The sequence below is a fragment of the Kitasatospora sp. NPDC056783 genome (genome assembly GCF_042789895.1).
In the GTDB taxonomy this organism is placed as follows: domain Bacteria; phylum Actinomycetota; class Actinomycetes; order Streptomycetales; family Streptomycetaceae; genus Kitasatospora.
Map to the genome: position 1 here is coordinate 1 of NZ_JBHUAF010000671.1, position 1,825 is coordinate 1,825.

Consider the following 1,825-nt stretch of genomic DNA (forward strand, 5'->3'; position numbering starts at 1 on the left):
AGGGTGGGGCGGCTCAGCCGTGGACGTAGAGGATGCCGAGCTTGGTGAGCTGCCAGAGCTGGTTGGCGGCGCCGGTGTCGGCGGCCAGCTCGACGTACGGGTTGCCCTTGGCGTCGAGGGTGGCGCCGGCGGCCAGGACCTTCGTCTGGTCCTGGGAGTCGGCGATCTTGTAGCGGCCGTCTCCGGCCGGCTTGAAGACCCAGTGCTGGTTGCCGCCGCCGGTGCAGCGCCACTGCTGGATCCGGGTGCCGGGGGCGGTGGAGGCGGCGTTGGCGTCCAGGCACATGTCGCGGTTGCCGCTGAAGTCGACCTCGAAGCTGCCGCCGGCCTTGGCCTCCAGGACGAAGGACTGGTTGAGCCCGCCGCCCGCCGGATAGGTGATCGCGGGCCGTCCGTTGGTGGCGTCGCCGTAGGTGCCGCCACCGGTGAGGTCGAGCACGTTGCCGCCGGCGGCGTTGGTCAGCTGGTACCAGGAGCCGTCCTCGGGGACGTCGCCGAACGGCTTCCCGGGGCTGAGCGGCTGGATCGAGGTGGTGTTCTGCTGGTTGAGCGTGCAGTACGCCTGGGTCAGCTCGGGGCGGCCGTAGAACTGGCCGAGGCAGACGCCCTCACCGCGGTAGCCGGCCACCCGCAGGTGGTACGACTGGCGGACCATGTTCATGCACAGCCCGGGGATGCCGATCTGCGAGTCGCAGCCGTTGCGCGTCCACTCGGCGAGGTTGATGACGTCCCCGTTGGTGTACTCGTACGGGGAGGTCGTCCACTCCGCGCAGACCTCGTGCCCGAAGGCGACCCGCCGCTGGTCCAGGTAGCGGACGCCGGGCACCTGCTCGGCCGCTCCGCGCAGCGCGTCGCTGAGCGTCGGCACCACCCAGTTGTGGCCCCAGGCGAGGTCCTCCGGGAAGGCCGGACAGCCGTCGGCGACCTTGCCGACGTAGTCGTTGCGCCGGATGTCCGGGGTGATCGGGTTGAAGTACGACTGGTAGACCAGCTGGTACGCGGAGTCGGCGTAGCCCGCCTTGCGCATGGTCTGCCGGACGTTCTGGAGCGCCGCGACCACCTTGGGCTGGATGCCCTTGGCGCGGCGGCGGATCTCGTCGCTGCCGATGGTGTCCCGGCAGCCCTGGTCCTTGGGGACCGGGAAGTACTGCGAGAGGCAGTGCATCATGATGCCGCTGAAGTCGAAGTCGTCGTTGGCGCCGATGGTGACGACGACCATCTTGACGTCGTACTTGGCCGCCGTGTCGGCCAGTTTGACGTCCTGCTTGGGCTCGCCGAAGTCGCCGCTGCCGGGGCCGGTGATCTTGGCCAGCTCCGGGTCGCTGACCAGGTCCCCGGTCTGGGCGCCGGAGCAGGCCAGGTCGATCGGGGTGACCCCGGGGATGTCGGTGACGAAGATCTCCGACTTGGGGTGCCGGTGGCAGTAGTTGGTGGAGCTGTCCGTCTCCGGGAAGTAGCCGTCGTTGGTGTCGGTGCCGGCGCCCTCCCCGGAGATCGCGCTGTCGCCGAGGGCGACGATCGCGGCCGGCCGGGTGGCCGCGGGCGCCGCGGCCGGGGCGGGGTCGGCCAGGGCGGCGGGGGCACCGGCCAGGCCGAGGGTGGCGAGGAGGGTTCCGGTGGCGAGCAGCGCCGCGCAGCGGGAGGACCCGGTGCGCGTTCGCCGTGCCGCCGACCGTGGGGACCTGGTCACACGCGACTCCTTGCGGGGGTGGGGGTGGCCGCCCGGGCGGGGGCGCCGAGCGGCGCGGAGCAAGTGAGGAACAGGAAAGGTGAGCAGGTCTCGCATTCTAGGTACTGACAAGTAACGCAACAAGACTCTTGACAC

General features: G+C 70.7%; 1 protein-coding gene. It reads right to left on the reverse strand.

The features are described from left to right. Positions 1–13 precede the first annotated feature (13 nt). The gene (locus ACFRMQ_RS40485; protein ID WP_380735922.1) at positions 14–1,690 is read right to left on the reverse strand and encodes an RICIN domain-containing protein; all 1,677 of its coding nucleotides are present in this window, start codon (positions 1,688–1,690) and stop codon (positions 14–16) included. Positions 1,691–1,825 lie beyond the last annotated feature (135 nt).